Origin of the sequence: Natribaculum luteum, assembly GCF_023008545.1 — an archaeon.
GTDB lineage: Archaea > Halobacteriota > Halobacteria > Halobacteriales > Natrialbaceae > Natribaculum > Natribaculum luteum.
Genome location: NZ_CP095397.1, coordinates 1,608,810 through 1,634,306 on the forward strand (window position 1 = coordinate 1,608,810; position 25,497 = coordinate 1,634,306).

The window sequence follows — 25,497 nt, forward strand, 5'->3', positions numbered from 1 at the left end:
TCCGGCCGAATCGATCGCCAGCTCCGACCGGAGTCGTCTGACCACAGTTATCTTGCTCTGGGCTAACTTCCGACTATGCCGACGCTACTCGAGACGCGCATCCGGAATCGATTCCGCGTCCAGCCGAACCACGCGAACAACCTCGAGACGCTCCACGGCGGAAACCTGATGAAGTGGCTCGACGAGGTCGGGGCGATGGCTGCGATGCGCTTTGCCGGCGAGACCTGCGTCACCGCACGGGTGAACGAACTCGACTTCAAACGGCCGATTCCCGTCGGCGAGACGGCGCTCGTCGAGGCGTACGTCTACGACGCAGGGACCACGAGCGTCCACGTCGCGCTCCGGGCCTGGCGCGAGGACCCCCGAAGCGGCGACCTCGAGGAAACCACCAGTTCGTCGTTTACGTTCGTCGCAGTCGACGACGACGGGCGGCCGACATCCGTTCCCGACCTCTCGGTCGAGACCGACGAGGGCGAGCGGCTTCGCGACCGGGCGCTCGAGACCACGGCGTAACGCACAGCCGACAGTTTCACTCGAGGACGAGCACGTACCGCGTCAGCGACCGGTGGACCCGTCGTTCGAACGCGGCGTCGATCTCCCAGCCCGCGTCACGTGCCTCGTCGACCCACGGTCGATCCGCGACGACGACGGCACGCGAGGCGACCCGGTGGGCCTCCGAGAGCGCCCCCGAGACGAGGTCCTCGAGTCGGTGCGTGGCGATCTTCGACTGGCGGCCGTAGGGGGCGTCGAAGACGACGCCGTCGGCCGCGTCGTCCCGGATGGGTAGCCGGGTCGCGTCGCCACGGCCGACGTGCCACTCGCCGGCGGGGACGTCCGCGTCCGTGGGCGACGCGCCCGCGAGGTAGTGTGCGAGGTTCTCTCGAGCGCCCCGGACCATCTTCGCCTGTGCGTCGGTGCCGATCACGTCAGCGCCGACGAGGCCGGCCTCGACGAGGACACCACCGGTACCACACATCGGGTCGAGAATCGTCCGACCGGGGCGTGCGCCGGCAACGTTCGCGACGGCGCGTGCGAGCAGCGGGTCCATGCTGCCGGGCTGGAAGAAGGGTTTGTCCGTCGGTTTTCGCGTCCCGAAGTCCCGGACGCTCTCGGCTTCGAGCCAGCCCAGCGCACAGACCGAGACGCGCTCGCCGCGGGATTCGTCGTCGACCGTCACCAGGTCGTCCCCGTCCTCGAGTCGCCCCTCCGAGAACGCCGCCCGCAGGACGTGGTCGGGCTCTTCGAGGTCGACCTCGAAGCCCCGGTCGACGAGCACGTTCCCGAGGGCGCGCTCGGCTTCGGTCGTGCTCACGCCGCTCGAGCCGTGGACGTCCGTCGCGCGGACGGCGACGGTTCCCGTGCGGTCGATCGTGGCCGCCTCGAGCAGCGCCGTCGCGCTCGCGACGTCGGCGTCGGTGCGCCCGACGAGGTCGCTCACGCGGTGGGTGTAGGCGAGACCGCGGATTCGCCCGGGAACGATCGCCGTGGCGACGGCGAGCCCGGGCGCGATCCGGCGGACGTCGGCCGCACCGCTCCGGGCTTCACAGGCTGCGAACGCGTCATCCTCGCCGCCGAGCTCGAGCAGGTACACGTCGTCTTCTGGCCGCGCGCGAGGTATGAGCCTACCGCTTTCGACGGGGCTCGCCGGCGACGTCGTCGCCGACCGTAACTCCGAAAATCGCGTGAACGGACGCCTGTGGGTCGATACGTCGACATACCGGACAGATCAGGTGGTGGTACCAACCTTTATAAACCTTAAATACGTCTTTTTAAACGACGAATGACGGATCCGAAGGATACCATCAACATCGAAAACGTGGTGGCGTCGACCGGCATCGGACAGGAACTCGATCTCCAGAGCGTCGCGATGGACCTCGAGGGGGCCGACTACGACCCCGAACAGTTCCCCGGTCTCGTCTACCGTACGCAAAACCCCAAGTCGGCAGCACTGATCTTCCGCTCGGGCAAGATCGTCTGTACCGGCGCGAAAAGCACCGACGACGTCCACGAGAGCCTGCGCATCGTCTTCGACAAGCTGCGCGAACTCCAGATTCAGGTCAACGAGGACCCCGAGATCGTCGTCCAGAACATCGTCACGTCGGCGGACCTGGGACGGAACCTCAACCTGAACGCGATCGCCATCGGGCTCGGCCTGGAGAACATCGAGTACGAACCCGAGCAGTTCCCCGGCCTCGTTTATCGCCTCGACGAACCCGAAGTGGTGGCCCTGCTCTTTGGCTCGGGCAAACTCGTCATCACCGGCGGCAAGAAGCCCGAAGACGCCGAACACGCCGTCGACAAGATCGTCTCGCGACTCGAGGACCTCGGACTGCTCGAGTAACGCTCCGTCGTCGTTCGCGTCGGTCTCGCGCGTCGACGTTACCCACGACATCTGGCGGATCGCTTTCGGCAGGCACAAATCGGCGGACTCTGAACCTCCGGCATGGTCGTCGCACAGGTCGCACCCGAGGCGCTGGATCCAGCTACTGGTGGCCCGATCGCGTATCTGGGAACGTTTCTCGTCTCGACGCTGTTCTACGGCGTGACGCTACACATCGCTGCACGGTACGTTCTCGGCGACGTCGGGGTGAGACAGGCGTTCACCGTCGCGCCGGCGCTCGGTCTCGTGTCGATCCTGCTCCAGCAGTGGGGGCCCGTGGTCGTCATCCCCGTGACGTTCGCCGTCGCGTACGTCGCGATTCGCGTCGTCTACGACCTGAGCTATCGAATCACGCTGCTCGTCACTGTCGTCTACTACACCGTCGCGGTGCTCGTCGGGCTCACGATCTTCAACTTCGTGCGACTGCTCGGGACCGCACCGGTGTAGGTCTGTCCTCGTCGAGAACTGACGCCGACGGCCGATCACTCGACGAGCCGTTCGATCTCCGTCACCAAGATGTCGCTCGCGCCGCAGTTTTTGACCTCGGTGATCGTCTCGAAGACGTCCCGCTCGTCGACGACGGCGTGGACGGCGACCTTCTCGCTCCCGCCGTTTGCGATGTCCATGATCGTCGGTCCGCCGAGTCCCGGGATGACCTCGCGGACCTCCTCGAGTCGGTCCTCGGGGACGTTCATCATCAGGTAGCGTTTCCCGTCGGCGGCGAGCACCGACGAGAGCGCCGTTCGGATCTCCTCGACTTTCGGGTCGTCGACGACGTCCTCGCGGGCGATCAGTCGAACCGAACTCGAGAGCACCTCCTCGACGATCGCCAGGCGATTGACCGCGAGCGTCGTGCCCGTACTCGTGATGTCGACGATGGCGTCGGCCATCTCGACGTGCGGCGTGAGTTCGGTCGCGCCGGTGACCTCCACGACGTCGGGCTCGATGCCCCGCTCGGCGAAGAACTCGCGAGTGACGGTCGGAAACTCCGTCGCGACGGTCTTGCCCGCCAGGTCCGCGACCGACTCGATGTCGCCGTCTTCCGGCGCGGCGAGGACGAGCCGACAGCGGCCGAACTCGAGGTCGAGCAGGTCGACGACGCCGTCGACTGCGGCCTCCTGGACCTGGTCGTAGCCCGTCACGCCGACGTCGGCTGCCCCGTCGGCGACGTACTCGGGGATGTCGGCCGCACGGGCAAAGAGGACGGTGACGTCGGGATCGACGGTCTCGGCGTAGAGTTTGCGGTCGGCTCCGTTCTCGAGATGAAGCCCCGCCCGCTCTAGAAGGTCGATCGTCGGCTCGTGCAGGCGGCCCTTGTTGGGGACGGCGATTCGCATGTGGCGCTATTGGGCCGGCGGTGGGAACTGTCTTTCCATCGTGCTCTCCCGTGTCGCTGGCGACCGGCGTCAACCTGCTCGCAGAGCGGTTACTGCGACTGGGGCTGTGTCTCCTCGTACGGCTGAACGATGACGAACCCGTCGGTCCCCGTGAACTCGAGCTGGTAGCGCTCGTCGGAGGACTGTCCGATCATGTCCGAGAGGTTCCGGTTGACGCTCGCACTCGGCGACAGCGACCCGCTCCAGGCGACCGTCGCGTCCGGGTCGGTCTTGACCGGCGGCGTCAGGACGAGCGGGTCGCCGTGGGTCGTGATCGCGACGCTGCCGGGGCCCTCGAGGAAGACGTTCGTCAGTCCGCCGGACATGGTCGCGCCGAGACTCCCGACGGTCCCGATCTCGTAGTCGATTTGCGCCTCGAACGCGAGGACGTCGTTGCCGTTGACCGAGAGTCGCTGTCCTGGATCCAGATCGAGCACCTGGATCTCCTTTCCCTGGTCTGCGACGTAGACGTGACCGGTCCCTTCGGCTTCCATCACCGGCGTCCCCTCGCCCGTCGCCTTCTCTTTGAGGAAGCCGGTGATCCCTCCTTCCGCGGATCCTTTGCCGGTAAACGTCACGTCGCCCGTGTACGCGACCATCGACCCGGCTTTCAGCATCGCAGAACCGTCGAGATCGACGTCGAGGAGCTTGCTGCTTTCCAGTTGAAACCGCTCGGTGCCGTCCTCGGGCGCGTTGGCCGCGGCGAATTCTTCGAGTTCCATGTGTCTCTCGAGTCGTGACCGAAATCGACTCGACATTCTCGTTACTGCGACGTTTGGAAAACACTACCGGTTCTCGCCGCCCGGCTGTTGCCGTCGTTCGACCTCGCTCGCGTTTGCTAACGACAAACGTGCGCCGGAACACGGCCACAGCCGGCGGTATGAGCCGTCGGGGTCGTGTGAATGAATAACAATTGTTGTTCGTCTGACCCCCGATTTACCTTCGATTCTTCGACCACTGACTCCCTGCGACTTTGTTTCGAAAATATACTGTGGGTCAATCCTGGTTTGTAACGCACAAACCGCTTGAATAGCCAGTCCTTATCTACCCGTATGGAACAGAGACGGGCACACCTCGAGATCACGGGGATGTCGTGTGCGACGTGTTCGGGGACCGTCGAGGACGCCCTCGACGACCTCGAGGGCGTCGCCTCGGCGAGTGCCAACTACGCGACCGACGAGGGGACAGTCGAGTACGACCCGACGGAGACCTCCCTCGAGGAGATCTACGAGACGATCGAGGAGGCGGGGTACGAAGCGGCCTCCGAGACGCGGACGATCACCGTCATGGGGATGTCGTGTGCGACCTGTTCGGAGACGGTGGGCGAGGCCGTCGCGGACCTGCCCGGCGTCGTTCGCGCCGACGTGAACTTCGCTGCCGACGAGGCCAGAGTCGAGTACAACCCCGCTGACGCCTCGCTCGAGGCGATCTACGACGCGATCGAGCGGGCCGGCTACGAACCCGTCCGCGAGGAGGGCGACGACGACGGCTCCGAGCGTGAGCGGGCGATCGAGGGCGAACTCCGCCGTCAGCGCCGACTCGTGATCGGCGGCGGCCTGCTCACGTTGCCGTTCGTGCCGATCATGCTGGCGATGTTCGACCTCGTCGCGCTGCCCGAGACCGTCCTCGGTGTCGACCTCGGGTGGCTCGAGTTTGCCATCGCGACGGTGCTGATGGCGACGCTCGGCAGGGAGTTCCTCGTCGGTGCCTACCGGGCGCTCGTCAACAATCGACAGGCGAACATGGACACGCTGGTCGCGATGGGGACCTCCGTGGGCTACGTCTACAGTACGGCCGTCCTGCTCGGACAGATCTCCAGCGAGGGGCTGTACTTCGAGGCCGTTGCCTTCATCCTCTGGTTTATCACGCTCGGCAACTGGCTCGAGGTCCGTTCGAAAGCCCGGGCCGGCAACGCCTTGCGAGAACTCCTCGAGATGGAGGCCGACGAGGCGACCGTCGTCGAGTGGGAGGCCCCGGAGGGGACTCGAGCGGACGGCAAAGCCGCCCGTGGTGAGGAGCGACAGGTTCCCCTCGATGAGGTCGAGGTCGGCGACGTCCTCAAGGTCCGACCGGGCGAGAAGATCCCGACCGACGGCGTCGTCGTCGAGGGCCAGAGCGCGGTCGACGAGTCGATGCTCACCGGCGAGTCGGTCCCGGTCGAGAAAGGCGAGGGTGACGAGGTCGTCGGCGCGACCGTCAACAAGAACGGCCGACTCTTCGTCGAGGCGACGAAAGTCGGCTCCGAGACGGCGATCCAGCAGATCGTCGAACGGGTGAAGGAAGCCCAGTCCCGCCAGCCCGACATCCAGCGGCTCGTCGACAGGGTCAGCGCCTACTTCGTCCCCGCAGTGATCGTCAATGCGATCGTCTGGGCGCTGCTGTGGTTTGCGTTCCCCGAGTCGCTCGCGGCATTCGTCGACTCGTTCCCGACCTGGGGAATGGTCGGCGGCGGCCCCGAGGTAGCGCTCCCCGCCGGCTCGGAGGCGGGCGTCCCCGTCCTCGAGTTCTCGGTGATCGTCCTCGCCTCTGCCCTGCTGATCGCCTGTCCCTGCGCACTCGGACTGGCGACGCCCGCCGCGACGATGGTCGGGTCGACCCTGGCGGCCACGAACGGCGTCCTGTTCAAAGGCGGCGACGTCTTAGAGAAGGTCCGGGGCGTCGACACCGTCGTCTTCGACAAGACCGGGACCCTGACCCACGGCGAGATGACTCTGACCGACGTCGTGACGATCGAACCGGACGCGGCGACCGACGGCGGCCGTCCCAGTACGGACGGCGGCGTCCTCGTCGGCGAACGGGAGTCGTTCGAGTCGGTCGTCCTCAGTGCGGCGGCCGCGGCCGAGTCGGGCTCCGAACACCCCATCGCTCGTGCGATCGTCGAGGGTGCCGAAGAACGGGGGATCGACTACGGCGAGGTCAGCGAGTTCGAGAACGTTCCCGGCCACGGCATCCGGGCCGAGACCGACCACGGCACGGTCCTGATCGGCCGCCGGAAACTGCTCGCCGACGAGGGAGTCGACCCCGACCCCGCCGAGGACGCCCTCGAGCGACTCGAGCGTGAGGGCAAGACGGCGATGCCAGTCGCAGTCGACGGCGAGCTCGTCGGCGTGCTCGCGGTGGCCGACGAGGTCCGCGAGAGCGCCAAAGAGACCGTCGCGGCGCTTCGCGACCGCGGCGTCGAGGTCGTGATGCTCACCGGCGACAACGAGCGCACCGCCCGCGCGGTCGCTCGAGAGGTCGGCATCGACGTCGAGAACGTCCGCGCCGAGGTTCTGCCGGAGGACAAGGCCGACCACGTCGAGTCGCTGCAGGAAGACGGCTCGCACGTCATGATGGTCGGCGACGGCGTCAACGACGCGCCCGCGCTGACGGCCGCGGCCATCGGCGTCGCCATCGGCTCCGGGACGGACGTCGCCATCGAGTCCGCCGACGTGACGCTGATGCGTGACGATCCCGCCGACGTGCTCAAGGCCGTCCGCATCTCCGAGGCGACGATCGCGAAGGTTCGCCAGAATCTCTTCTGGGCGCTCGTCTACAACACGACGCTGGTCCCGATCGCCTCGCTCGGCCTGCTCAACCCAGCGCTGGCGGGACTGGCGATGGCCACCTCGAGCGTGAGCGTGATGTCGAACAGCCTGGCGTTCGCGAAGTACGACCCGCACGCGGACTACCGGCCGGCGGTGTTGAAGCCGCTCGAGTGGATCCGCGGCTGAGGCCGCCTGCCGGATCGTCGGCGTGCTGTTGACGGGTCCGATTTCGGTCAGATGTGTCTATTCGCGGTGACCGAGCGTCGATAAAATGGACAATTTCGGCGGCCGTGTCAATGTGCTCGCCGTCGTCGTACGCCTACGCTGGCGCTTCGTCGTCGGCGCCGGTCTCGTTGGTCGCCTCGGGACTGTCGCCGTTGGTTTCGGCGTTCTCGTCTTCGTCTTCGTCGTCGGCCTTCGCGTCTTCAGGGTTCTCGCTTTTGTCGCGGTCGGACGGTTTCTCACCGCCGGCACGGTCCTCGGCGTCGACGTCGTGGATCTCGACTTCGTCGCCCGTCCCGCTCTCGCTGATCACCGGCTTGAGGATGTACTTCCCGCTCTTTCCGGCCTTGTGGGGGGCGATGTCGTACACGAAGTCGATTTCGTCGCCAGCCCCGACGGTGAACGCCGTGTGGAGCTTTAGCTTCTGGCTCGGGAGTTTCACGTTCGTCTCGGTGCCGTCGGTCAGGATTCCTTCGGTGTCGCTCACGTAGATGAAGACCGTCTCGTACTCGCCTTCCGGCAGCTCGAACTCGTCGAGCGCGGTCGCGTTCGCGCCTTTGAGTTCGGTGAGGTCGACGGTCTTCTCGTCGACGTCGTACTCGATCCAGCGTTCGTCTGCAGCGCCGTCGGATTCGTCGGATTCACCCGGTTCACCGGATTCTTCCGCTCCGCTCGCCTCTCTGGTCTCGTTTTCGGGTTCTCCCTCGGACTCACCGTCTGTCTCGTTTTCGGGTTCTCCCTCGGACTCACCGTCTGTCTCGTTTTCGGGTTCTCCCTCGGACTCACCGTCTGTCTCGTTTTCGGGTTCTCCCTCGGACTCACCGTCTGTCTCGTTTTCGGGTTCTCCCTCGGACTCACCGTCTGTCTCGTTTTCGGGTTCTCCCTCGGACTCACCGTCTGTCTCGTTTTCGGGTTCTCCCTCGGGCTCTTCGTCGGTCTCGTTCTTGGACTCTGCTTCGGACTCACCGCCGGTTTCGTTCGCGTCCGTACGCTCGTCGGCCACGTCACCAGTTTTCTTGAATCCGACTTTCGTCACCGTCACGTTGAGGTGCTCGAAGTCGTCGATCTGGTTCGGTTCGTCGCTGACGTAGAACGTAGCCGTTCCACTGTCTCCGTCGATTGCACCGGTACTGTCGACTGGGTCAGTCGAGTCGTCGGTCGCCGGATCGCCACCGAACTCCCCGCCGACGCCACCGGCACAGCCGGCGACGGCGACGAGCGTGGCGACGACAAGCAACTGGATTGCGTTTCGATCCATACGCGACGACAGTCGTCACATCCTGAATAACGGTGGTGACTATTCATATCGATTTTAGAACGTTCAGATCGGCTGCAGTACCGTGATTAAACGGTTTATACCTCGAGTACTTGATTAGTAACTCTTTCGCTGGCGACGTGTCCTCGAGCGTCCCCCAGGGGGTGAACGTCCGGACTCGGCCGAGACGTGAACTGGTATCCACGTGTAACGCGTCGGGCGACTGGAGACGTACCCTGCCGACTGTGACGTCGACCGCAGACGGCAGATTGACGATTCCCGACGAGAAATCTCGAGTCATGACCACGCTGTCGATCACCGGCGGACAGGTCCTCACATCCGACCTGCGCGTCGAGCGTGCGGACGTACTGGTCGATCAGGACACCGGCGAGATCCTCGAGGTCGGCGAGGACCTCGCTGGCGACGACGTACTCGACGCCTCGAACTCGCTCGTCACGCCGGGGTTCGTCAACGGCCACAGCCACGTCGCGATGTCGCTGCTACGAGGCTACGCCGACGATAAACCCCTCGAGGCGTGGCTTCGCGAGGACATCTGGCCCGCCGAGGGCGAACTCACGGCCGAGGACGTCCGCGTCGGAACCGAACTCGGTGCCCTCGAGTTGATCAAGTCCGGGACGACGGCCTTCGCGGACATGTACTTCTTCGTACCGACGATGGCCGAGGTCGTCGAGGAGGCGGGGCTGCGCGCGCGTCTCGGCCACGGGGTCATCTCCGTCGGCAAGGACGAGCAAGCGGCCCGCGAGGACGCCCGGGAGGGACTCGCCGTCGCCGAAGAAATCGACGGCATGGCCGACGGCCGGATCTCGGCGGCCTTTATGCCCCACTCGCTGACGACCGTCGCCGGACAGTACTTCGAGGAGTTCGTCCCCGAGGCCCGCGACCTCGGCGTTCCGCTCCACTTTCACGCCAACGAGACGCGCGGCGAGGTGACGCCCATCGTCGAGGAACACGGCGTCCGTCCGCTCGCCTACGCCGCCGAGCACGGTCTGCTCGAGTCCGAGGACTTCATCGCCCACGGCGTCCACGTCGACGAGTCGGAGATCGGCCTGCTCGCCGAGAGCGGCGCGAGCGTGATCCACTGCCCAGCCTCGAACATGAAACTCGCCAGCGGTATGGCACCCGTCGAGCGCCTGCGTGAGGCGGGCGTCACGGTCGGCCTCGGAACCGACGGGCCGGCCTCGAACAACGACCTCTCGATGCTCGACGAGGCTCGCGACGCCGCCATGATCGGGAAACTCGCGGCCGACGACGCCAGCGCGGTGCCCGCCGAGGCCGTCGTCGAGATGCTGACGAGCGACAGCGCGGCGGCGATCGGCCTCGAGACCGGTCGTCTCGAGGAAGGTGCACCCGCGGACCTGGCAGTGATCGACCTCGAGAAGCCCCACCTGACACCGCCACACGACCTCGTCAGTCACCTGGTTTACGCTGCGGCGGCGGCGGACGTCCGCCACACCGTCTGTGACGGGCAGGTCCTGATGCGTGACCGCGAGGTCCTGACCGTAGACGAGACGGCGGTCCGCGAGCGGGCGACCGAGCACGCCGAGGCGCTGATCGCTCGAGCCGACAGCTGACCGTCAGTCTCGTTGAACGTTCAGATACGTCGATAAACGCTCAAAACGATTCTGCTGTCGTTATCATCGATCGCGAACGGGTCGAACTGCCGTCGGGGTTTATTCCGTTCTTCCTGAATGTCTCGATCGTAATGAATCGAAATCGAACTATCGTGGCGGCGCTGGTCGCCGTCATGGTACTCTCCGTCCTCGCGCCGCTGGGAACGGTGGCCGCGGAGGGAGACTCGTCGACAGCCGACGAACTGTCGATCGACGTCTCCCAGGAGGAGGACGTGACCGTCACGGTCACGGCAAACGGTAGTACAGTCGAGAACGCGACGGTGAACGTGAATACCGTCGACGAGAACGCGACCTACGCGGGCGAAGGCGAGTACGCGACCGACGAGAACGGGACGGTCGAACTGCCGACGCCCAACGAGACGGTCGACGTCTCGGTCGAAGCGACGTACGACAACGCCTCGTCGTCAGAGAAGGTGACTCTCGAGACCGCAGAACCCGAGGAAGAGACCGAGCTGTCGGTCGACGTCGAGCAAGACGAGGTCGTGTCCGTCGCGGTCGAGGCGAACGACAGCCCGGCCGAGAACGCGACCGTCACCGTCGACACCGTCGACGAGAACGCGACATACGCGGGCGCAGGCGAGTACGCGACCGACGAGAACGGGACGGTGGAACTGCCGACGCCCAACGAGACGGTCGCCGTCTCGATTACGGCGACCGACGAGAACGAATCGGTGACGACCGAGGTCACGCTCCTGTCGGTCGAAGACCGGATCCTCGAGGAGAGCGCCACCTTCAGCCAGGCTGTCAGCAGCTTCGTGGCGACCCTCGATCCGAGCGAGACCGCAGGCGGCATCGGTTCTCAGGTCGCCTCGTTCGTCGTCAAGAACAACCCCGGTAACGCGCCGGCCCACGCTGGCCCGCCGGCTCACGCTGGCCCCGGTAACGACGTCGAAGACGGCGACGAAGACGAGAAGCGAGGCCCGCCGGCTCATGCCGGTCCCGGCGGTGACGACGTCGGAAATGGCGACGAAGACGAGAAGCGGGGCCCGCCGGCCCACGCCGGCCCCGGCAGCGACGACGTCGAGAAAGACGACGAGGACGACAGACGGGGACCGCCGGCCCAGGCCGGTTCAGGTGACGATGCGGACGCGGACGAAGCGGACGACGCAGATGACGCGGAGGAAGACGACGCAGACGAAGACGACGCGGACGACGCTGACGACGAAAGCGAGAACTGACCTGACCATCGGAACTCGACCGAGGTCACACATCGACCGACGTCACACATCGTCCGATCGACACACGTAGCACAGAGGCACCCGACACCGTCGATCGGCACACGCTCCCAGTAATCCCTGGCCGACACGCCTGACGGCGTCGTCGACTCCCCTGTCCACCGACCGATTCCGGCCGACCGCGATCGGAACCGCCAGGGGTTCCCGGTCGCCATCTCGGCCGGATTCTCTTCGGTCACCGCCACGTTCCGTCGACCTGCAGGTGTGGTTCGTTCGTCGAATCCGCTTCGTCGCGCTGACGGCATCTCGAGTACTTCGGTAGGGTTTTGGGCGCGCTCGCCTTCCCTCGAGTCATGACCGAGTATCCGTCGATCAGCGAGCAGCTAGACGACGTCGACGCCGCTCGAGCGGAGGGCCGGCGCAAGATGGACTGGGCGGCCCAGCACATGCCCATCCTCGAGCGCGTCCGCGAGGAGTTCGAGGCCGAGCAGCCACTCGAGGGCGAGCGGATCGGGATGGCGATGCACGTCGAGGCGAAGACGGCGATCCTGGTCGAGACGCTCGCCGAGGGTGGCGCGGAGGTCGCCGTCACGGGCTGTAACCCGCTGTCGACCCACGACGACGTCTCGGCAGCGCTCGACGCCCACGAGTCGATCACGAGCTACGCCAAACGGGGCGTCGACGACGAGGAGTACTACGACGCCATCCACGCCGTGGTCGCGCACGAACCCACGATCACGGTCGACGACGGGATGGACCTCGTCGCCCTGATCCACGAGGAGTACCCCGAACTCATCGACTCCATCGTCGGCGGCGCGGAGGAGACGACGACGGGCGTCCACCGCCTGCGCGCGATGGACGCCGACGGCGCGCTCGAGTACCCCGTCTTCGCGGTCAACGACACGCCGATGAAGCGGCTGTTCGACAACGTCCACGGCACCGGCGAGTCCTCGCTGGCGTCGATCGCCATGACCACGAACCTCTCGTGGGCCGGCAAGAACGTCGTCGTCGCCGGCTACGGCTACTGTGGCAAGGGCGTCGCGAAGAAGGCAGCGGGCCAGAACGCGAACGTCATCGTTACCGAGGTCGAGCCCCGCCGCGCGCTCGAGGCCCACATGGAAGGCTACGACGTGATGCCCATGTCAGAAGCGGCCGAAGTCGGCGACGTCTTCCTCACGACGACGGGTAACCGCGACGTCATCGTCGAGGAGCACTTCGAGAAGATGCAAGACGGCGTCTTGCTCGCCAACGCCGGCCACTTCGACATCGAGATCGACCTCGAGGCGCTCGACGACCTCGCCGTGGATCGCTACGAGGCCCGCGACGGCGTCGAGGCCTACGAACTCGCGGACGGCCGTCGGCTGAACGTCATCGCCGAGGGCCGACTCGTCAACCTCGCCGCGCCAGTCTCGCTCGGCCACCCCGTCGAGGTGATGGACCAGAGCTTCGGTATCCAGGCTGTCTGCGTCCGCGAACTACTGGAGAACGGCGACGAGTACGACCCCGGCGTCCACGACGTCCCCGACGAACTCGACCGGGAGATCGCCGAGATCAAACTCGAGGCCGAAGGTGTCGAGTACGACGCGCTGACCGACGTCCAGCGCGAGTATATGGGCTCGTGGGACCACGGAACGTAGTGCGAATTCGGACGCGAACCGGTGTTCAGTAGTCGGTTTCCTGGATTGCCAACCGACCGACCGGCTCGTCTTCGCCACGCTTCCGGGAGAGGAACGCACAAGGAGCCCGTTCCCGTACGATCGTCCATGGAAACGCTATCGCGTACGGACGGACGCGTCCGGTCGGTGGTCGTGGCCGCCCTCCTGACTGCCGCCGGATTCCTCGCCGCGCAACTCCTGACGATTCCCGCTCTCCTGGTCGATCCGTCGATCGCCACCTCGCCTGCAGCTGCGACGCGCGAGGCGGTGATCGCCTTCTTCACGCTCAACTTCACGGGCTTTTTCGTCGCCGGCGGGCTGTACCTGGCGGTGACCGGACGCGGCTGGTCGTACCTCGACTTGCGGTTCCCGACGCGGCGGGGATGGCTCTACGTCCTCGCGGGCGTCGCCGGCAGCATCGGTTTCATCTTCCTCGTCGGGATCGTCACGCAGGTGCTCGACCTGCCGGCCTCGCAGAACCAGGTCGTCGAGTTCGTCGGCGACGACCCGACGATGGTGTTGATCCTCATCGTGATCGTCTTCCTGCTCAACGCTCCCGCCGAGGAGTTTCTCTTCCGGAACGTCGTCCAGAAGCGCCTCTACGATGCGTTCAGCAAGATGGGCGCGGTCGTCGTCACGAGCCTCATCTTCGCACTCATCCACATCCCCTCGTTCGGGGTCGCCGCCGACGGCACCGCCGCTGCGCCGGCCGAACTCGCGGTCTCGCTGGCCGTCGTCTTCGGCGGCTCGGTCATCTTCGGTTACCTCTACGCGAAGACCGACAACCTCGTCGTCCCCATCGCCGCTCACGCCGCGTTCAACGCCTTCCAGTTCGGTCTCCTCTACATCGCCCTCGAGTACGGCCCCGAGGAACTCGAGACGGCGATGGCGCTGCTCCCAGCGTAGACCGACTCGGCCGCGTCGGTCCATCGCATCGCCTGACTTATCACGACGCGACGGCAACGCTCCGACAGAATGTCAAGCGCCAAGGGCGACCGGCGCGAGCGCGAACTCGTCAACAAACTCGACGACGCGGGCTTCGCTGTGATGCGTGCCCCCGCAAGCGGCTCTGCGACGGAACGCGAACTGCCCGACGTACTGGCCGGCGACGGCGACGTCTTCTACGCGATCGAGGCCAAATCGAGCGCCGGAAAGCCGATCTACCTCACCGGCGAGGAGGTCGAGGCGCTCATCTACTTCGCACAGAACTTCGGTGCGAAGCCCCGGATCGGCGTACGGTTCGACCGCGAGGACTGGTACTTCTTTCACCCCGGCGACCTCCACGTCACCGACGGCGGAAACTACCGCGTCAAAAAGGAGACGGCCCTCGCCGACGGCACTGACTTTCCGGAGTTCGTCGGCGAGTCGACGAAGGTCACCCTCGACGAACTCGGCGAGCAGCGACCCGACCACGACCCCGACGTGTTGCGCGTGCTGACCGCCGTCGAGCAGGGCGAACTGTCGGTCGAGGAAGCCGCGGCGATGCTCGAGTCCTGATACCGTCTATCGTGACTGGTTCCCGAGGCAACCGCACGACGGTTCGCGGGTGCCTCGGTACGACTCACGACAGCCGTTACGAGATCAGTGACTAGCGTCGGGGGAACGTTCTTTTCCGCTCGGACCAACTCATTCCCGATGAGTTCCCGGCCAGTACCACCCGGACCGAACGGCGCACCGATCGTCGGCGTGTTACCACGGTACGCCCGCGACCCGTTCGGGTTCCTCTCGGACGTTCGTCGCGCCTACGGCGACGTCGCGGCGTTCGACCTGGGCCCGTACCGGACTCACCTGCTCACCTCGCCGGACGCCGTCGAACGCGTGCTCGTCAGCGAGGAAGACGCCTTCTCGAAACCGAAGTTTCAGACCGACGCCCTCGGCGAACTGCTCGGCGAGGGGATGCTGTTGAGCGAGGGCGACACGTGGCGCGAACGGCGGGACCTCGCGGGCCCGGCGTTCGCACCGGATCGCATCACCGGCCTCGCGCCGACGATGGCCGAGCGGGCGACGGCGATGGTCGATCGCTGGCAGGACGGCCAGGTCCGGAACGTCGAGTGGGAGATGACCCGCACCACTCTCGAGATCATCGTCGACGCGATGTTCGGCGTCGACCTCTCCCCCGGCACCGCCCGACTGGTCGGCCACCTGCTCGAGCCGATCGGCCGCCGGTTCGAGCCGGATCCGCGGCGGGCGCTGACGCCCGACTGGCTGCCGACGCCCGAGAGCCAGCGGTTCTCGCGATCGATCGACCGCCTCGAGGAAGTCGTCGACGACCTCGTCGCGGCCCGGAAACGACGCGGCATCGACGAAGACGCCGAGGACCTGCTGGCGCGACTCCTGCGGGCGAACGACGCCGGGGCGATCGACGAGCAGGGGATCCGCGACGAACTGGTGACGATGCTGCTGGCCGGCCACGACACCACGGCGCTCGTGCTCACCTACACGTTCGCGTTGCTGTCCGACCACCCCGACGTCGAACGGCGTGTCCACGAGGAAGTCGACGCCGTCCTCGAGGGCGACACGCCGACTGCGGCGGACGTTCGCAAACTCCCGGAGCTACGAAACGCCATCCAGGAGTCGATGCGGCTGTATCCGCCGGTGTACGCGATGTTCCGCCGTGTCGACCGGGACGTCGACCTGTCGGGGTATCGCATCCCGGCCGACTCGCTCGTCTTGCTCTCGCAGTGGGCGACCCACCGCGACCCGCGGTACTTCGACGATCCCGAGACGTTCGACCCCGATCGGTGGCGCGCCCCGTCCCATCCGACGTACGCCTACTTCCCGTTCGGTGCCGGCCCGCGAAGCTGCATCGGCAAGGGCTTTGCGATGCTCGAGGCTCCGATCGTCGCGTCGACCGTCGCCCAGCGATACCGACTCCGGCGAGTCGACGACGGCCCCATCGAGTTGCGCGGCTCGCTGACGGCCCACCCCGAAGACGGCATGGAGATGCGGATCGAACGCCGCGAGGGCGACTAGTCGGCGGTCGCCGTCGTCTCGAGGGTCTCCGGATCGACCGGCGCGTAGCGGACGACGGCGTCGAAGTGCTCGAGCGGGAAGCGATCGCCGCTCGGGATCCCCCTCGCCTCTTGCGCTCGGAGTTCCCGGTCGACGAACCGCCTCGCCACGAGTGCCATCCGGCCGTCGCCCGCTTCGAGGGCGGTCTGGGCTTCCTCGAGCAACAGCGTGGCGGCGAAGACGTCGAAGATGTAGCGTGCGAGTCGCTTCGCCGAGAGCTGTGCGTACGCCGCGTCCTCGCTGGCGAGCGTCGCCAGCGCTCCCGCGAGGTCGCGATATGCCGACTCGACCGTCGCGGCCGTCTCCTCGAGCACCGAGTGAGTGACGCCCTCGAGTCGCCGTTCGATCGTCTCGAGCAGCGGCTCGTGAGACTCCTCGCGCTCGAGTGCCCGTAACACGTCGAGCGAGAGGACGTTCTCGGGGCCCTCCCAGATGGGCAGCACCTGCGCGTCCCGCAGCAGGCGGTTGGTGACGAAGTCGTTCACGTAGCCGTCGCCGCCTTTGATCTCCATCGCGTAGGAGGCGGCGTCGACGGCCATCCGGCCGGTGCGGGCTTTCGCGATCGGGACGAGCGTCCGAAGCAGTCGATAGACGTCGTCGGCGTCTTCGCCGTTCCGCCGTCTCGTCTCGCGTTCCGCGAACAGCCGCGCCGTCTCGAACGTAAACGCCGTCGCCGCCTCGTGGTCGACGGCCATGTCCACGAGGTCGGCACGCATCAGCGGGTGCTCGTCGAGCGTCTTCCCGAACGTCTCGCGGTTTGCTGCGTGAATCTTGCTCTCGAGCAGCGCCCGTCCGACGAGGCCGCACGATCCCGCCGCGTTCGAGAGCCGCTCGAAGTTGAGCATCTCGGCCATCTGCTTGAATCCCGCCTGCTCGTCACCGACGAGGAACGCCTCCGCGCCGCGGAACTCGACTTCGCCCGTCGGGACCGAGATCGTCCCGAGTTTATCCTTGAGACGTCGGTAGAGCTGATCGTTGAGTTCGCCCTCGGCGGTGGTGTGGGGGACCAGAAACAGCGATAACCCCGCCGTTCCGTCGGGTGCCCCCTCGGTTCGGGCGAGCGCGAGCGTCCCCTCGGCGTCGACGTTGCTACAGAACCACTTTTCGCCCTCCAGTCGCCAGCAGCCCTCGTCCTCGTCGTACGTCGCCCGCGTCTCCGTCGCGCCGACGTCGCTGCCGCCTTGCTTCTCGGTGAGAAACATCGCCCCCTCGACGAGGTCGTCGTACTCGCGGGTGGTGAGCCGATCGAAGTACTCCTCGAGTTCGCCGTCGTCGAACCGCTCCAGGACGAGCGCTGCGCCCGCGGTCATCGCGACCGGGCAGTCGAGGCCGACGTCGGCGTAACACAGCAGGTACTGCATCGCCAGGTTGTGGGTGAGCGGCATCGGCGCTTCCCGGCCCGGCGGGGCGTGAAAGACGTCGGCGACGATCCCTGACTCGTAGACGAGTCGCTCGTTCTCGCGCTGTTCGGCGGGATAGCGCACCCGGTTTTGCACCTCGCCGCGTTCGTCGTACGTCTCGAGTTCCAGGCCGTGTTCGTCGACGTAATCGGCGTTGTCCGCGACGGTGTGGCCGACGAGGTCGCCGAACTCGCTAAGGCGGGACTCGCCCCACTTGCAGGCGTCGTCGTCGTACGTCCGCCGGACCTCGCGCTGGAGCGTTCGATCGAGCTCCCAGTAGTTGACGCGTCGTCCCTCCTCGAACCGTTCGTACTCGAGTCCAGCGTCCATTGCTACCGCGTCACTATCTCGGGCGGGACGATAAATTGTCTGCCAATGAATAGGTGGTCAGTTGTCGAGCGTTTCCTCTGTTCTCGCCGACGGCCGCTGAAACAGACGTCTCGGTCAGTCCTGCGGCGTCAGCTTCCGGAGGCGCGTCCGCGGGAAGACGTACACCTTGAGCGACTCGGGGACGGGGCCGTTGGGTGCGACGCGGGCGTGGGGGTAGACCGCTCCGACCACTGGCACGTCGGCATCGTAGTTCTCGTTCGTTCCGTACTCCGCGACCGTACTTCCTGCGTCCCTGATCCGGACGTGGTCGGCCCGCAGGTCCGAGACGTCGACAACGGTCAGTCGGTCGCCGGTCTCGCGGTCGCGGACCGTATCGCCCGGATAGAGCGTGTGGACGTCGCAGTAGAACGGCCCCGTGGCGTCCTCGTCGACGAAGAGAACCGCGTCGCAGTCGACGCACTCGACGGCGACTTTCCCTGGCGGCGGGACGCGCCCTTCGGTGATCTCCATGGCGACGCGGCGTACGTGCTTGCAGCGGACGTTCCGGAAGACGTGATCCGGACAGGTACACCGACCCGCCAGCATGTCGACGAGGTAGGTGTTGCCGCTGCTCGAGTCGACCTCGTAGAGGCCATCTCCGAGCGCGAGCACCGACATCGGTTCCGTTCTGGCACGGCGTGACCGTCCCTCGAGGCGTTCGTCTGCCGGGAGGGGGAGCGAGGCTTTCGGTGACGCTTGTGTGTTCATGAGTTGCGTCGTGGTATCTTCGATGGGCGTTCGATCGGCTATTCGAACCGGATAGGGGCTCGAGACGGGTAAATCTCGCGCCTGCGTGCCACTGGTCAGCGTCTCGTCGACCAGCGGCTACCAACTGGTTTCGGCTCCCCTTCGAAGCGCTTTTGTCGCGGCCGACGAAATCCGACAGATAATGGTCGAGCGGGAGCAAATCATCGAAATCGTCGTCGCCGTCACTGCCGTCTTTCTGATGATCGGCACCATGATCGGGATCGGAGTCAACTACGGCGGTGAGGGAGGCACGCTCTCCGAAACCGGCGGAGAGATGCTCATCGGCGCGATCGTGGGATTCGTCGTCCTGATGACGCTGGTCGGCGTCGTCCTCGCGTTCGTGCTGAACGATTCCGGCGGTGCGTCGGACGGCCAGAATACGGCCTGAATTCTCTCCGGTACTCGTTCACTCGTCGCACGTCGTCGCGACTCGACTTCGTTCCTCCTGTCGGACGACGGTCAGCACACACTCGAGTGACCCGTGTCGTCCGTCGGTATCAGAACTCCTCGGCCGGCGGTGCGATCCCCTCGTCGTCGCGCTCGAGGTCGAACTCCTCGTTTATCTCGCGGATTCGATCGCGAATGTCCGCGGCGAGTTCGAACTCGAGGTTGTTCGCCGCCTCCTGCATCCGCTCTTCGAGTTCCGCGACGTACCGTGCGGCCTCGTCCGCGTCCGCGAGGTCCTTTCCCGAAACGTTCGACGTGTCCGTCTTGCTGCCGGGCAGGTTCGTCTCGCCGACGTCCTTCTCGATCGTCGTCGGTTCGAAGCCGTGTTCCTCGTTGTACTCCTGTTGAATCCGGCGACGGCGCTGGGTCTCCTCGATAGCCGACTCCATCGCCGACGAGGGGTCGTCGGCGTAGAGGACGACCTCGCCGTTGACGTTGCGTGCCGCCCGCCCCATCGTCTGGACGAGCGTCGTCTCCGAGCGGAGAAAGCCTTCCTGATCGGCGTCCAGGATCGCCACCAGCGAGACCTCGGGGATGTCGAGTCCCTCCCGGAGCAGGTTGATGCCGACGAGTACGTCGATCTCGCCCAGCCGGAGCGAGCGGATGATCTCGTGGCGCTCTAGCGTGTCGGTCTCGTCGTGCATGTACTCGACGGCGACCCCGGCTTCCTCCAGGTACTCGGTCAAGTCCTCGGCCATCCGCTTTGTCAGCGTCGTCACGAGGGTCCGCTCGTCGCGGTCGATTCGCTCGTCGATGCGGTCCATGAGGTCCTCTACCTGTCCCGTCGCGGGCGAGACGTCGACCTTCGGGTCGACGAGGTGGGTCGGCCGAACGATCTGCTCGACGACCTGGTCGCTGTGCTCGCCCTCGTAGTCGCCGGGTGTCGCCGAGACGTACAGCGTCTGCCCCGTCTTCTCCTCGAACTCCTCGAAGGTCAGCGGCCGGTTGTCGTAGGCCGTCGGCAGGCGAAAGCCGTTCTCGACCAGCGAGTCCTTGCGGGACTTGTCGCCGGCGTACTGGCCGCGGATCTGGGGTAGCGTCACGTGGGACTCGTCGACGACCGTCAGGAAGTCCTCCGGGAAGTAATCGAGCAGCGTGTAGGGGGCGTCGCCCGACTCGCGATCCGAGAGGTACACCGAGTAGTTCTCGATGCCCGAACAGTAGCCCGTCTCCTGCATCATCTCGAGGTCGAACGCCGTCCGCTCCTCGATGCGCTGGGCGGCGACGAGGTCGCCCTGGCGCTCGAAGTACGAGATCCGGGAATCGAGGTCCTCGCGAATCTCGTCCATCGCCCGCTCGAGTCGCGACTCGGGGATCGAGTAGTGTTCTGCCGGGTGGACGAGGACGGCCGGCTCTTCACTCACGACCTCGCCCTCGAGGGGGTCGACCTTGACCATGCGGTCGATCTCGTCGCCCCACAACTCGACGCGGACGGCGTAGCGGCCGTACATCGGGTAGATCTCGATCGTATCGCCGCGCACGCGGAAGGTCCCCTGCGTGAAGTCGACGTCGTTGCGTTCGTAGTTCAGGTCGACGAGCTGGGCGAGCAGGTCGTCGCGACCGATCTCCTCGCCGACCTCGAGTCGCAGGGACATGTCGACGTAGTTGCGCGGGTCACCGAGGCCGTAGATCGCCGAGACGGAGGCGACGACGATGACGTCCTCGCGCGTGAGCAGCGACCGGGTCGCGGAGTGACGCAGGCGGTCGATCTCGTCGTTGATCGAGGCGTCCTTGTCGATGTAGGTGTCGGTCTGCTCGACGTAGGCTTCGGGCTGGTAGTAGTCGTAGTAGGAGACGAAGTACTCGACGGCGTTCTCCGGGAAGAGGTTCCGAAACTCCTCGTACAGTTGCGCCGCCAGCGTCTTGTTGTGGGCGATCACCAGCGTCGGCTTCTGGACCTCCTCGATCAGCCACGAGACGGTGTTCGTCTTTCCCGACCCGGTCACGCCGAGTAAGGTCTGTTTGTCCATCCCCGATCGGAACCCCCCGGCTAGCTCCTCGATCGCCTCGGGCTGATCGCCCGCGGGATCGAACGGGGCGTCGACCGCGAACGGTCGGTCGACGTCTGGACGGTCCGGCTGGAGGGGGCCTCGACTCTCGCTCATTGTCCGATACAGGGAGTCGAGGCACTTTACCCACACGCATATCGGGTCGGACCCAGAACTCTCGTCCACCGCCAGAACGTCACTCCGCGAGTCGGGAACGGTCGGTCGGGCCCGTACGTCGACGGCTACCGAGTCCCGGTGGCTGTCGGCGGTACTCTATGAACGGTGCGACTCGAACCGTATCCGAAGGCGATTCGAATCCTATTTTTTCGTTTTCTCGTCCATCGGTCCGTCTTCCACTCGTTTCACGGTGAATTCTCGATCCGCCGCGCCCGCGGGTGGCTCGACGTAGCCGATCGCGTACGCGGAGTAAGCGACCCCGATCTCACGCGTGGCTTCGAACGAGGCAATCGTCGTCTCCGGATCCCCGGTCGGACGGACCGAAACGGTGAACGTACCCGCGGGAAGGGCGGCGTAGTCGGTCGATTCGCCGAACGACAGGTTCTCGAAGAGGAGTTCGTCTTCCACGTAGATGTCGACTGCGGGTGCGTCAGGCACCGCGTGAATCACTCGAGCGAGCGCCGAGCCGGCGTCGAACAGGACGAGCGGCTCGAACGAGCTCGCGCCCAGTTCGCCGATGGCCGCGATGGTGTAGAAGGCGGCCTCCAGCGTGACGTCGCCCTCGAACGCGACGGTGCCGGGGTCACCGGCCGCCGTGATCTTGACCGTGTAGGTGCCCGGTTCGATCTCGAGGTACGGAGAAACGTCGCCGTAGGCGACGTCCGAGAGAACCTGGTCGCCGTCGACGTATACGTCGACGTTCGGCGCGTCCGGGGAGAAGTGTGCGACGCGAACGGCCGCACCCGGGACGTCGGCTTTTTTCTCGTCGCTCGTCGATTCCTCGTCGGTTTTCGACCGCTCGTCGTCCGGGTGTTCGCCGACGGCCATCGCAACGCCGCTTGCCGCAGTCAATCCACCGACAGCGCCCATGGCTTTCATCGCAGTACGTCGTGATACGTGCATGATACGGTCGAGAAGGCAGACCGCAACTTGAAAAAGGGGCCAGTCAGTCTCACGTGTCGGTCTGGTATTTCTGACCGAAGTCACGGGGTACAAATCATCCGTGTTCTGAAGACGGTCCCTACATGAATCGTCACGCGATAGTAGGCCCCGACCCACTGCGGGTAGGCGTAGTCCCGCGTACGAGTCTCTTTCCGGGCGGACGGCGGTCGAACGTTGCCGCTGCCGGCCAGCAGTTATAGGGTCCGTGGTCGGTAGCTCGATATGACACAGGGCCTCCAGCAAGCCAGCAGCGATCTCGAGGACGCCGTGGAATCGTCGATGGCGATGTACGCGATACCCTCCTTGATACTACCGGACAACAGTCAGTGAATACTCGATCGCGTCTCGACGGCTGTCGTCAGCGACGACAGCGTCTCGAGTGCGATCGATGTCTGAACCGTTTTGTCCGGCAGTATGAGACCGCCTGCGAGTTCGACGAAATCACACGAGGCGACACGGTCACGGCCGGCCAGAATCGGCTCCGGGCCCCGATCGATCGCTTCACGAGCGATCGGGTTCCCGGCGAACCCGTACGAACCGTAACACAGGAGCGGTAGAGCCCGCCTACGAGTCGTCGTCGGGAGAGCGACTGGTTAACAATTGTCACCGGTGTGGCGAGCCTCGAGTCGGGACTGGCTCATTCGAGGCGCTCGAGGACGGCGTCTTTCTCGTAGGAGAGCGTGAGCGATCGCGACCGACCTCGACCCTCGATCTCGGCGTACTCGGCTTCGATCAGGCCGAGCTGATCGAGCTTGTTGACGATTTCCGAGTAGCGGGTGTAGCCAAGACCCGTCTCCTCGTGGAACGCCTCGTAGACCTCGCCGGCCTGCTCGCCGTCGTGTTCGGCGATGACCCGGACGAGTTCGCGTTCGTTCTCGCTTAGACTCGAGAGACTCCGCGAGAGGTTGACGTACTTCGAGGTCTCGTAGGCTTTCTCGACGTCCTGGCGCTCGACGACGCGGCTCGCGCGCATCTCGGCGTTCAGGCCGGCCCGACGCAACAGGTCGATGCCGACCCGCAGATCGCCGCTCTCGGCGGTCAGCTCGGCGACGTACTCGAGACCCTCCCTCGAGATGACGCCGTCGTGAAAGCCACGCACGACGCGTTCGTCGAGGATGTCGACGATCTCGGGTTCGTCGTAGACGGGAAAGTAGACGTCTTCGGGCCGAAAGACACTCTGGACGCGCGAGTCGAGTTCGTCGATCACCTCGAGCGTGGGATCCGAGGAGACGACGATGACGCCGATCTTCGCGCCGGGGTGTTCCTCGTGGGCGCGAAGCAGCGAGTAGAGGGTGTCGGAGGCCTCGTTCTCGTAGAAGAGGTAGTTGACGTCGTCGAGCGCGACGACGAGGACCCGGTCTTCCTCGACGAGCTTTTCGGCGATCTGGCTGAACAGCTTCTTGAACGAGATGCCCGACGACGGGGGTTCGTAGTCGAACGTTCCCTCGAACAGTCTCGAGAAGACCGAGTAGCGGGTGGCGTTGACCTGACAGTTGACGCGGATGGTACGAACGTCGCGGGTCTGTGCGCCGACTTCGTCGAACAGCTTCTGGATGGCGGTCGTCTTGCCGGTTCCGGGCGGCCCGCGAACCATGACGTTCAGGGGACGAGAACCCCGGACCGCCGGACGCAGTGCGTAGCTGAGGCTCTGCATCTGCGCCTCGCGGTGCTTGAACGTCTCGGGAACGTAGTCGATTTCGAAGACGTGCTCGTTTCTGAACACTGACTCGTCCCACGACAACATCCCCTCGTCGGGGTCGCCAGGCATTACTTTCACCACGCTCGCCCAACGGCTTAAGCATTCGGTAGGTTTCGGCCCGATCGTGGACACGACGGGAAATGCGGCCGCTCGCCTCGAGGCGATAGCGCGTTCTCGTGGACGGGCGCCGAAAATACGGTGTTTTGATCGAGCCGTTCGCGACCTTTCATACGGTCTGCTGTCCCTCTTTTCCGCAGTGACCGCCCGACGGGACGCGGTCGCTGCGGTACGGACGTACAGCGGTCCGTATCAGTTGCTATCGTCGGTGCTGTTGTCTTCACTGTCGGCGAACAGGTCCAATATGCTGTCGTCGCTGTCGTCGGTGCTGTTGGTGGTATCGCTGTCGTCGGTGCTGTTGGTGGTATCGCTGTCGTCGGTGCTGTTGGTGGTATCGCTGTCGTCGGTGCTGTTGGTGGTATCGCTGTCGTCGGTGCTGTTGGTGGTATCGCTGTCGTCGGTGCTGTTGGTGGTATCGCCGTCGCTATCGTCGGTGCTGTTGGTGGTATCGCCGTCGTCAGTAGTGTTGGTGGTACCGTCGTCGCTATCGTCGGTGCTGTTGGTGGTATCGCCGTCGTCCGTGCTATCGGAACCGTCGTCTACGTCACCTCCGTCTCCGCCGTCGGTGCTATCGTCGTCGCTACTGTCGTCGCTGCTTCCGTCATTAGATTCCGCGGTTCCATCGTTCTCGTCGCCGTCTCCAGTACCGCCGTCGCCGTCTCCAGTACCGTCGTCGGTGTCGTCGTCACCACCGTTCGTATCGTCTCCGCCGCCACCGTCACTATCCCCGCCGCCGTCGCTCTCGTCGCTGCTACCGCCGTCGGCACTGCCGTCGTCGCTACCGCCGTCGTCGGTCGTCTCACTGTTATCGTCGTCGCCGGAATCGTCGATCCCGCCAGCACCGTCGTCGACACCGCCGTCACCGAACGCTCCGATCGCGTCGCCGACGGTGCCACCGACGTCTGGCGTGCCGAGCGATAGCGCGACGCCAGCCGCGAGAAACAGGACGCCGATGACGACCAGCAGGAGCTGGACGCCGATCCTGATCGAGCGGGTCTCCGTCGTCTGTCCGTGTCTGTGGCGAGGCATGTTACTTGATCCGTTGGTCTCCGTTTGCTCTCTCTCCCTCCCCGGCGTGTGCCCTCGAGGACACCCCGTGACGGTCCACGGCGAGCGATCGGGTCACCGAATCGCTCGAGGGGGATGGTTCGTTCGCCAGTCGTGACGACCGTCCGGCTGTCACGTTCGCGATCGCGAGCGCGTGCGACGGCTCGGCGGCCTCCAACGGGCCAGGGGCTCGAACGCGACTGCGTTCGACTGTCGACGCTCGCGTCGAGACAGCCATTCGTATCACGGTCTCTCGTTAGCTGATCCGGCGTATCATTATACGGCTGTTAAATCCGTTCTACCCGGTGAT

At 65.5% G+C, this 25,497-nt stretch carries 21 protein-coding genes; 11 read left to right on the forward strand and 10 right to left on the reverse strand.

The features are described 5' to 3' along the window. Positions 1 to 75 precede the first annotated feature (75 nt). Positions 76 to 513, forward strand: a complete 438-nt coding sequence (locus MU558_RS08315; RefSeq protein WP_246974128.1) for an acyl-CoA thioesterase — start codon at positions 76 to 78, stop codon at positions 511 to 513. Positions 514 to 529: 16 nt separating this feature from the next. Here the strand turns inward: MU558_RS08315 and MU558_RS08320 are convergent, their stop codons facing one another. Then, a complete protein-coding gene (locus MU558_RS08320) occupies positions 530 to 1,591 on the reverse strand; it encodes a methyltransferase domain-containing protein (protein WP_246974136.1) in 1,062 nt (353 codons plus the stop codon). Between the two features lie 189 nt (positions 1,592 to 1,780). Here MU558_RS08320 and MU558_RS08325 point away from each other — a divergent pair, with 189 nt between their 5' ends. After that, a complete protein-coding gene (locus tag MU558_RS08325; RefSeq protein WP_006671604.1) occupies positions 1,781 to 2,341 on the forward strand; it encodes a TATA-box-binding protein in 561 nt (186 codons plus the stop codon). A 102-nt stretch (positions 2,342 to 2,443) separates the two neighbouring features. Beyond that, entirely contained in the window at positions 2,444 to 2,827 is a 384-nt protein-coding gene (locus MU558_RS08330) for a DUF7473 family protein (protein ID WP_246974138.1), read from the forward strand. A gap of 35 nt (positions 2,828 to 2,862) precedes the next feature. On the opposite strand, the gene hisG is transcribed toward MU558_RS08330, so the two are convergent. Continuing rightward, positions 2,863 to 3,717, reverse strand: coding sequence for an ATP phosphoribosyltransferase (gene hisG, locus MU558_RS08335; RefSeq protein WP_246974140.1), 855 nt, complete (start codon positions 3,715 to 3,717; stop codon positions 2,863 to 2,865). 89 nt (positions 3,718 to 3,806) lie between these two features. After that, positions 3,807 to 4,478, reverse strand: coding sequence for an AIM24 family protein (locus MU558_RS08340; protein WP_246974142.1), 672 nt, complete (start codon positions 4,476 to 4,478; stop codon positions 3,807 to 3,809). A 330-nt stretch (positions 4,479 to 4,808) separates the two neighbouring features. Between MU558_RS08340 and MU558_RS08345 the strand changes: the two genes are divergently transcribed. Further along, a complete protein-coding gene (locus MU558_RS08345) occupies positions 4,809 to 7,469 on the forward strand; it encodes a heavy metal translocating P-type ATPase (protein WP_246974144.1) in 2,661 nt (886 codons plus the stop codon). A gap of 133 nt (positions 7,470 to 7,602) precedes the next feature. On the opposite strand, the gene MU558_RS08350 is transcribed toward MU558_RS08345, so the two are convergent. After that, the gene (locus tag MU558_RS08350) at positions 7,603 to 8,763 is read right to left on the reverse strand and encodes a DUF4382 domain-containing protein (protein WP_246974146.1); all 1,161 of its coding nucleotides are present in this window, start codon (positions 8,761 to 8,763) and stop codon (positions 7,603 to 7,605) included. 296 nt (positions 8,764 to 9,059) lie between these two features. On the opposite strand from MU558_RS08350, the gene MU558_RS08355 reads away from it, so the two are divergent. The 6 genes from MU558_RS08355 to MU558_RS08380 all read left to right on the forward strand — a co-directional run bounded on the left by MU558_RS08355 (position 9,060) and on the right by MU558_RS08380 (position 16,215). Further along, positions 9,060 to 10,352, forward strand: coding sequence for an amidohydrolase (locus tag MU558_RS08355; RefSeq protein WP_246974149.1), 1,293 nt, complete (start codon positions 9,060 to 9,062; stop codon positions 10,350 to 10,352). Between the two features lie 131 nt (positions 10,353 to 10,483). Further along, positions 10,484 to 11,590: a collagen-like protein gene (locus MU558_RS08360; RefSeq protein WP_246974152.1), complete on the forward strand. Its 1,107-nt coding sequence runs from the start codon at positions 10,484 to 10,486 to the stop codon at positions 11,588 to 11,590. A gap of 350 nt (positions 11,591 to 11,940) precedes the next feature. Next, positions 11,941 to 13,224, forward strand: a complete 1,284-nt coding sequence (locus MU558_RS08365; protein WP_246974155.1) for an adenosylhomocysteinase — start codon at positions 11,941 to 11,943, stop codon at positions 13,222 to 13,224. Positions 13,225 to 13,350: 126 nt separating this feature from the next. Beyond that, complete coding sequence (locus MU558_RS08370; protein ID WP_246974157.1) at positions 13,351 to 14,148, forward strand: CPBP family intramembrane glutamic endopeptidase; 798 nt, start codon at positions 13,351 to 13,353, stop codon at positions 14,146 to 14,148. Between the two features lie 69 nt (positions 14,149 to 14,217). Further along, the gene (gene hjc / locus MU558_RS08375; protein ID WP_246974159.1) at positions 14,218 to 14,739 is read left to right on the forward strand and encodes a Holliday junction resolvase Hjc; all 522 of its coding nucleotides are present in this window, start codon (positions 14,218 to 14,220) and stop codon (positions 14,737 to 14,739) included. A gap of 138 nt (positions 14,740 to 14,877) precedes the next feature. After that, positions 14,878 to 16,215 (forward strand): cytochrome P450, encoded by a 1,338-nt coding sequence (locus tag MU558_RS08380; protein WP_246974161.1) that lies wholly within the window; start codon positions 14,878 to 14,880, stop codon positions 16,213 to 16,215. On the opposite strand, the gene MU558_RS08385 is transcribed toward MU558_RS08380, so the two are convergent. Together MU558_RS08385 and MU558_RS08390 are read right to left on the reverse strand one after the other, a co-directional pair. Continuing rightward, positions 16,212 to 17,984: an acyl-CoA dehydrogenase family protein gene (locus MU558_RS08385; RefSeq protein ID WP_246974163.1), complete on the reverse strand. Its 1,773-nt coding sequence runs from the start codon at positions 17,982 to 17,984 to the stop codon at positions 16,212 to 16,214. The two genes, MU558_RS08380 and MU558_RS08385, sit on opposite strands and share 4 nt — an antisense overlap. Positions 17,985 to 18,098: 114 nt before the next feature. Then, positions 18,099 to 18,731 (reverse strand): SWIM zinc finger family protein, encoded by a 633-nt coding sequence (locus MU558_RS08390; RefSeq protein ID WP_246974165.1) that lies wholly within the window; start codon positions 18,729 to 18,731, stop codon positions 18,099 to 18,101. Positions 18,732 to 18,912: 181 nt separating this feature from the next. On the opposite strand from MU558_RS08390, the gene MU558_RS08395 reads away from it, so the two are divergent. Continuing rightward, a complete protein-coding gene (locus MU558_RS08395) occupies positions 18,913 to 19,158 on the forward strand; it encodes a DUF7472 family protein (RefSeq protein WP_246974171.1) in 246 nt (81 codons plus the stop codon). Positions 19,159 to 19,267: 109 nt separating this feature from the next. Here MU558_RS08395 and uvrB read toward each other — a convergent pair whose 3' ends face one another. The 4 genes from uvrB to MU558_RS08415 all read right to left on the reverse strand — a co-directional run bounded on the left by uvrB (position 19,268) and on the right by MU558_RS08415 (position 25,169). Then, positions 19,268 to 21,322 carry an excinuclease ABC subunit UvrB gene (gene uvrB / locus MU558_RS08400; protein WP_246974181.1) on the reverse strand — a complete coding sequence of 685 codons (2,055 nt, stop codon included), beginning with the start codon at positions 21,320 to 21,322 and terminating at the stop codon, positions 19,268 to 19,270. Between the two features lie 201 nt (positions 21,323 to 21,523). After that, entirely contained in the window at positions 21,524 to 22,252 is a 729-nt protein-coding gene (locus tag MU558_RS08405; RefSeq protein WP_246974893.1) for a DUF4397 domain-containing protein, read from the reverse strand. Between the two features lie 709 nt (positions 22,253 to 22,961). Continuing rightward, positions 22,962 to 24,092, reverse strand: a complete 1,131-nt coding sequence (locus tag MU558_RS08410) for an ORC1-type DNA replication protein (RefSeq protein WP_246974185.1) — start codon at positions 24,090 to 24,092, stop codon at positions 22,962 to 22,964. A gap of 240 nt (positions 24,093 to 24,332) precedes the next feature. After that, complete coding sequence (locus MU558_RS08415; RefSeq protein ID WP_246974187.1) at positions 24,333 to 25,169, reverse strand: hypothetical protein; 837 nt, start codon at positions 25,167 to 25,169, stop codon at positions 24,333 to 24,335. Between the last annotated feature and the right edge of the window lie 328 nt (positions 25,170 to 25,497).

Bases quoted from the DNA above. Each gene is read 5' to 3' on its own strand.
- MU558_RS08315 (WP_246974128.1), top strand. From the start codon at position 76: ATGCCGACGCTACTCGAGACGCGCATCCGGAATCGATTCCGCGTCCAG.
- MU558_RS08325 (WP_006671604.1), top strand. From the start codon at position 1,781: ATGACGGATCCGAAGGATACCATCAACATCGAAAACGTGGTGGCGTCG.
- MU558_RS08330 (WP_246974138.1), top strand. From the start codon at position 2,444: ATGGTCGTCGCACAGGTCGCACCCGAGGCGCTGGATCCAGCTACTGGT.
- hisG (WP_246974140.1), bottom strand. From the start codon at position 3,717: ATGCGAATCGCCGTCCCCAACAAGGGCCGCCTGCACGAGCCGACGATC.
- MU558_RS08340 (WP_246974142.1), bottom strand. From the start codon at position 4,478: ATGGAACTCGAAGAATTCGCCGCGGCCAACGCGCCCGAGGACGGCACC.
- MU558_RS08345 (WP_246974144.1), top strand. From the start codon at position 4,809: ATGGAACAGAGACGGGCACACCTCGAGATCACGGGGATGTCGTGTGCG.
- MU558_RS08350 (WP_246974146.1), bottom strand. From the start codon at position 8,763: ATGGATCGAAACGCAATCCAGTTGCTTGTCGTCGCCACGCTCGTCGCC.
- MU558_RS08355 (WP_246974149.1), top strand. From the start codon at position 9,060: ATGACCACGCTGTCGATCACCGGCGGACAGGTCCTCACATCCGACCTG.
- MU558_RS08360 (WP_246974152.1), top strand. From the start codon at position 10,484: ATGAATCGAAATCGAACTATCGTGGCGGCGCTGGTCGCCGTCATGGTA.
- MU558_RS08365 (WP_246974155.1), top strand. From the start codon at position 11,941: ATGACCGAGTATCCGTCGATCAGCGAGCAGCTAGACGACGTCGACGCC.
- MU558_RS08370 (WP_246974157.1), top strand. From the start codon at position 13,351: ATGGAAACGCTATCGCGTACGGACGGACGCGTCCGGTCGGTGGTCGTG.
- hjc (WP_246974159.1), top strand. From the start codon at position 14,218: ATGTCAAGCGCCAAGGGCGACCGGCGCGAGCGCGAACTCGTCAACAAA.
- MU558_RS08380 (WP_246974161.1), top strand. From the start codon at position 14,878: ATGAGTTCCCGGCCAGTACCACCCGGACCGAACGGCGCACCGATCGTC.
- MU558_RS08385 (WP_246974163.1), bottom strand. From the start codon at position 17,984: ATGGACGCTGGACTCGAGTACGAACGGTTCGAGGAGGGACGACGCGTC.
- MU558_RS08390 (WP_246974165.1), bottom strand. From the start codon at position 18,731: ATGAACACACAAGCGTCACCGAAAGCCTCGCTCCCCCTCCCGGCAGAC.
- MU558_RS08395 (WP_246974171.1), top strand. From the start codon at position 18,913: ATGGTCGAGCGGGAGCAAATCATCGAAATCGTCGTCGCCGTCACTGCC.
- uvrB (WP_246974181.1), bottom strand. From the start codon at position 21,322: ATGAGCGAGAGTCGAGGCCCCCTCCAGCCGGACCGTCCAGACGTCGAC.
- MU558_RS08405 (WP_246974893.1), bottom strand. From the start codon at position 22,252: ATGGGCGCTGTCGGTGGATTGACTGCGGCAAGCGGCGTTGCGATGGCC.
- MU558_RS08410 (WP_246974185.1), bottom strand. From the start codon at position 24,092: ATGCCTGGCGACCCCGACGAGGGGATGTTGTCGTGGGACGAGTCAGTG.
- MU558_RS08415 (WP_246974187.1), bottom strand. From the start codon at position 25,169: ATGCCTCGCCACAGACACGGACAGACGACGGAGACCCGCTCGATCAGG.